General features: G+C 58.4%; 4 protein-coding genes. All 4 read right to left on the bottom strand.

Annotation, left to right across the window (positions count from 1 at the left end; all coding sequences use genetic code 11):
• On the bottom strand, window positions 1-403 hold a 403-nt coding region (locus tag ACI2JX_RS24915), incomplete at its 3' end, for a hypothetical protein (RefSeq protein WP_404691211.1).
• A gap of 64 nt (window positions 404-467) precedes the next feature.
• A complete protein-coding gene (gene rpoB, locus ACI2JX_RS24920) occupies window positions 468-4,541 on the bottom strand; it encodes a DNA-directed RNA polymerase subunit beta (RefSeq protein ID WP_186557309.1) in 4,074 nt (1,357 codons plus the stop codon).
• Window positions 4,542-4,760: 219 nt separating this feature from the next.
• On the bottom strand, window positions 4,761-5,126 hold the full coding sequence (rplL, locus tag ACI2JX_RS24925; RefSeq protein WP_007957596.1) for a 50S ribosomal protein L7/L12: 366 nt from the start codon (window positions 5,124-5,126) through the stop codon (window positions 4,761-4,763).
• Between the two features lie 77 nt (window positions 5,127-5,203).
• A partial coding sequence (gene rplJ / locus ACI2JX_RS24930) for a 50S ribosomal protein L10 (protein ID WP_404691212.1) occupies window positions 5,204-5,616 on the bottom strand: 413 nt, incomplete at its 5' end.

The following is a 5,616-nucleotide window of genomic DNA, read 5'->3' on the forward strand; positions in this document are numbered from 1 at the left end:
ACCCCCCCCGGCCCCTCCCACACACACCCCCCACCGGCCACGGCAGCGACTTCAGGAACCAGATGTGGGCGACCGGCGAAGCCAGTTCGATGTGCGCCATGCGCTCACGACGAACCTTGGCCAACGCGACTTCGACGCCGCACTTCTCGCAGATCACACCGCGGTGCTTCAGGCGCTTGTACTTACCGCACAGGCACTCGTAGTCCTTGACTGGGCCAAAGATCTTGGCGCAGAACAGGCCGTCACGCTCAGGTTTGAACGTACGGTAGTTGATGGTTTCCGGCTTTTTAACTTCACCGAACGACCACGAACGGATCATCTCAGGTGACGCCAGACCGATACGGATGGCGTCGAACTCTTCGACTTGACCCTGGTTTTTCAGCAAATTCAGTAGGTCTTTCAAGGCCTTTCCTCCTGGCGGAGCAGGGAGCGGGCTATTACAGCCCCGCCCCCCTTCGCGTCACGTGTTATTCGGTTTCCAGATCGATATCGATACCGAGCGAACGGATCTCTTTGATCAACACGTTGAAGGACTCGGGCATGCCCGGCTCCATACGGTGATCGCCATCCACGATGTTTTTGTACATCTTGGTACGGCCGTTCACGTCGTCCGACTTCACTGTGAGCATTTCTTGCAGGGTGTATGCCGCGCCGTATGCTTCCAGCGCCCACACCTCCATCTCCCCGAAACGCTGACCACCGAACTGCGCCTTACCACCCAGCGGCTGCTGGGTAACCAGGCTATAGGAACCAGTGGAACGCGCGTGCATCTTGTCGTCCACCAAGTGGTTCAGCTTGAGCATGTACATGTAACCAACGGTCACAGGACGCTCGAACTTGTTGCCGGTACGGCCGTCGAACAGCACCATCTGGCCGCTTTCTGGCATGTCTGCCAGTTTCAGCATGGCCTTGATCTCGCTTTCCTTGGCACCGTCGAAGACCGGGGTAGCCATCGGCACGCCCTTCTTCAGGTTGTGCGCCAGGGCGAGGATCTCTGCGTCGGTGAACTCTTCCAGGCTTTCCTGGCGACCGCCGATCTCGTTGTAGATCTCGGTCAGGAAGCCACGCAGCTCAGCGGCTTTGCGCTGCTCTTCGATCATCCGGTCGATCTTCTCGCCCAGACCTTTGGCCGCGAGGCCCAGGTGGGTTTCAAGGATCTGACCAACGTTCATACGCGAAGGTACGCCCAGTGGGTTCAGTACGACGTCGACCGGAGTACCGTTGGCGTCGTGCGGCATGTCTTCGACCGGCATGATCACCGAGACCACACCTTTGTTACCGTGACGGCCAGCCATCTTGTCGCCCGGCTGAATGCGGCGACGGATAGCCAGGTAGACCTTGACGATCTTCAGTACGCCCGGTGCCAGGTCATCGCCCTGCTGCAGCTTGCGCTTCTTGTCTTCGAACTTGTCGTCCAGCAGACGACGGCGATCGACGATGTAGGCTTGAGCCTTTTCCAGCTGTTCGTTCAGCGCGTCTTCGGCCATGCGCAGTTTGAACCACTGGCCGTGCTCCAGACCGTCCAGTACTTCGTCGCTGATCACGGTGCCTTTCTTCAGGCCCGCACCACCGTCGACCACTTGGCCGTTCAGGGCGGAACGCAGACGCTCGAAGGTCGCGCCTTCGACGATGCGGAACTCTTCGTTGAGGTCCTTGCGGATCTCGTCCAGCTGCATCTTCTCGATGGCCAGGGCGCGGCTGTCGCGCTCGACGCCATCACGCGTGAAGACCTGGACGTCAATGACAGTACCTTTGGTGCCGGTTGGCACGCGCAGGGAGGTGTCTTTAACGTCGCTGGCTTTCTCACCGAAGATCGCGCGCAGCAGCTTCTCTTCTGGAGTCAGTTGGGTCTCGCCTTTCGGAGTGACCTTACCCACCAGAATGTCGCCAGCGCCCACTTCAGCACCTACGTATACGATACCGGCTTCGTCCAGCTTGTTCAGCGCAGCTTCACCCACGTTCGGGATGTCTGCGGTGATTTCCTCTGGGCCAAGCTTGGTGTCACGGGCCACACAGGTCAGTTCCTGGATGTGGATCGTGGTGAAACGGTCTTCCTGAACGACGCGCTCCGACAGACAGATGGAGTCTTCGAAGTTGAAACCGTTCCAGGCCATGAACGCGATGCGCATGTTCTGACCCAGTGCCAGCTCACCCATGTCGGTGGACGGACCATCGGCCATGATGTCGCTACGCTTGACCACATCACCCTTGCTGACCAGCGGACGCTGGTTGATGCAAGTGTTCTGGTTGGAACGGGTGTATTTGGTCAGGTTGTAGATGTCGACACCGGCTTCACCGGTTTCTACTTCGTCATCGGCAACACGTACCACGATACGGCTGGCGTCGACGGAATCGATCACGCCGCCACGACGAGCCACGACGCAGACGCCGGAGTCACGGGCAACGTTGCGCTCCATGCCGGTACCAACCAGCGGCTTGTCGGCACGCAGGGTAGGTACAGCCTGACGCTGCATGTTCGAACCCATCAATGCACGGTTGGCGTCGTCGTGCTCGAGGAACGGAATCAGCGAGGCAGCGACGGAAACAACCTGCTTGGGCGAAACGTCCATCAGGGTGACGTCTTCCGGCGCCTTGACGGTGAATTCGTTCAAGTGACGAACAGCTACCAGCTCGTCGACCAGTTGCTTCTTCTCGTTCATCGTGGCCGAAGCCTGAGCGATGACGTGATCAGCTTCTTCGATCGCCGACAGGAACACGATGTCGTCGGAAACCACACCCTCTTTCACCACGCGGTACGGGCTTTCCAGGAAGCCGTACTGGTTGGTGCGGGCATAGGCTGCCAGGGAGTTGATCAGACCGATGTTCGGACCTTCAGGGGTCTCGATCGGGCACACGCGGCCGTAATGGGTCGGGTGTACGTCACGGACTTCAAAGCCAGCACGCTCACGGGTCAGACCGCCAGGGCCGAGTGCGGAGACACGACGCTTGTGGGTGATCTCGGAGAGCGGGTTGTTCTGGTCCATGAACTGCGAGAGCTGGCTGGAACCGAAGAACTCTTTCACCGCCGCCGCGACCGGCTTGGCGTTGATCAGGTCTTGCGGCATCAAGCCTTCGCTTTCGGCCATCGACAGACGCTCTTTGACCGCACGCTCAACGCGCACCAGGCCAACGCGGAACTGGTTCTCGGCCATCTCGCCGACGCAACGTACGCGACGGTTACCCAGGTGGTCGATGTCGTCGACGATGCCTTTACCGTTACGGATGTCGACCAGGGTCTTCAGCACGTCAACGATGTCTTCCTTGCTCAGCACGCCCGAACCTTCGATCTCGGTACGACCGATACGACGGTTGAACTTCATGCGGCCTACGGCGGACAGGTCGTAACGCTCGGCACTGAAGAACAGGTTGTTGAACAGGGTTTCGGCGGCATCCTTGGTTGGCGGCTCGCCTGGACGCATCATGCGGTAGATCTCGACCAGCGCTTCCAGTTGGTTGCTGGTGGTGTCGATCTTCAGGGTATCCGAAATGAACGGACCGCAATCGATGTCGTTGGTGTACAGGGTTTCGATGCGAACGACCTGAGCCTTGGCCACCTTGATCAGCAGCTCGGTGGTCAGCTCGGTGTTGCACTCGGCCAGGATCTCGCCGGTAGCCGGATGCACGATCGCCTTGGCGGTAGTGCGGCCCAGCACGTACTCCATCGGCACGTCCAGCTGCTTGACGCCAGCCTTCTCGAGCTGATTGATGTGGCGCGCAGTGATGCGACGACCCTGCTCGACGATGACCTTGCCGGTCTCGTCATGGATGTCCATGACCGCAACTTCGCCACGCAGACGCTGAGGCACCAGTTCCAGGCTCAACTTCTCACCGGAAACGTGGAACACGTTGGTGGTGTAGAAGGTGTTCAACACTTCTTCAGTGCTGTAACCCAGGGCGCGCAGCAGTACCGAGGCCGGCAGTTTGCGGCGACGGTCGATACGGACGAATACGCAGTCCTTAGGATCGAACTCGAAGTCCAACCAGGAACCGCGGTAAGGAATGATGCGAGCCGAATACAGCAGCTTGCCGGAGCTGTGGGTCTTGCCACGATCGTGGTCGAAGAACACACCCGGCGAACGGTGCAGCTGGGAAACGATCACACGCTCGGTACCGTTGATAACGAAGGTACCGTTCTCAGTCATCAGGGGGATTTCACCCATGTAGACTTCTTGCTCTTTGATGTCCTTGATCGCTTTGTTCGACGACTCTTTGTCGAAGATGATCAGACGGACTTTCACCCGCAGCGGCACGGCGAAGGTCACGCCGCGCAGGACGCATTCCTTGACGTCGAAAGCCGGCTCGCCCAGACGATAGCCAACGTACTCCAGGGCAGCGTTGCCGGAGTAGCTGATGATCGGGAAGACCGATTTGAAGGCCGCGTGCAGGCCGACGTCGCGGAACTGATCCTTGGATGCTCCCGCTTGCAGGAATTCGCGATACGAATCCAGCTGGATGGCCAGGAGGTAAGGCACATCCATCACGTCCGGCAACTTGCTAAAGTCCTTGCGGATACGTTTTTTCTCAGTGTATGAGTAAGCCATCAGCGTTCCCCAGCTTGGTCACCTGCTTGTTTGGCTTCTCCCGGCGGGAGCAGCCAGAAAATCGTGCAAACCCCTTGGTTTGCGCCACCCACGTGGGTGTCTTGCAGCTTGTCATCGGGGCCGACCTGATCGGCCACCAATAACGGAAAAAGGCCGGTGGCATAAGCCACCAGCCATCAGCCTAAGCTCAACGCTCCGGCTGGAGTCGCAAAGTCGAAATTACTTCAGCTCGACTTTAGCGCCTGCTTCTTCCAGCTTCTTCTTAGCGTCTTCAGCGGCTTCTTTCGAAACGCCTTCAGCTACGACTTGAGGAGCGCCGTCAACTTTCTCTTTGGCTTCTTTCAGGCCCAGACCGGTCAGTTCACGAACGGCCTTGATCACGTTGACTTTCTTCTCGCCGGCTTCAACCAGAACAACGTTGAACTCGGTTTGCTCTTCAACAACGGCAGCAGCAGCAGCTGGGCCAGCAGCGGCAACAGCAGCGGTAACGCCGAAGGTTTCTTCCATTGCTTTGATCAGCTCAACAACTTCCAGAACGGTTTTCTGGCCGATTGCTTCGATGATTTGCTCGTTAGTCAGGGACATGACTTAAATCCTGTATTGGGGTGAAGGCCTACGCAGCCATCAAATTAAACGTATGATTTTGAAAGTGCTTCGCGGCCTTAGGCTGCGGTAGCTTCTTTCTGGTCGCGAATGGCTGCCAGGGTACGAGCCAGCTTGCTGGTAGCGCCTTGGATGACGCTCATCAGCCTTGCGATGGCTTCGTCGCGGGTCGGCAGGGTAGCCAACACGTCGATCTGGTTCGCTGCAATGAACTTGCCGTCAAACGCAGCTGCCTTGATCTCGAACTTGTCCTGACCCTTGGCGAATTCCTTGAACAGGCGAGCAGCAGCGCCCGGGTGTTCGTTGGAGAACGCGATCAGGGTCGGGCCAGTGAAGGCGTCGTTGAGGACACTGAATTCAGTGTCAGCAACAGCGCGCTTGAGCAGGGTGTTACGTACGACACGTACGTATACGCCAGCTTCACGAGCCTCTTTACGGAGTCCGGTCATTGCGCCTACAGTCACACCACGGG

Source organism: Pseudomonas sp. NPDC088890, assembly GCF_044900155.1.
GTDB classification, from domain to species: Bacteria; Pseudomonadota; Gammaproteobacteria; order Pseudomonadales; family Pseudomonadaceae; genus Aquipseudomonas; species Aquipseudomonas urmiensis.

Coding starts and splice junctions, on each gene's coding strand:
- rpoB (WP_186557309.1), bottom strand. CDS start 4,541: ATGGCTTACTCATACACTGAGAAAAAACGTATCCGCAAGGACTTTAGC.
- rplL (WP_007957596.1), bottom strand. CDS start 5,126: ATGTCCCTGACTAACGAGCAAATCATCGAAGCAATCGGCCAGAAAACC.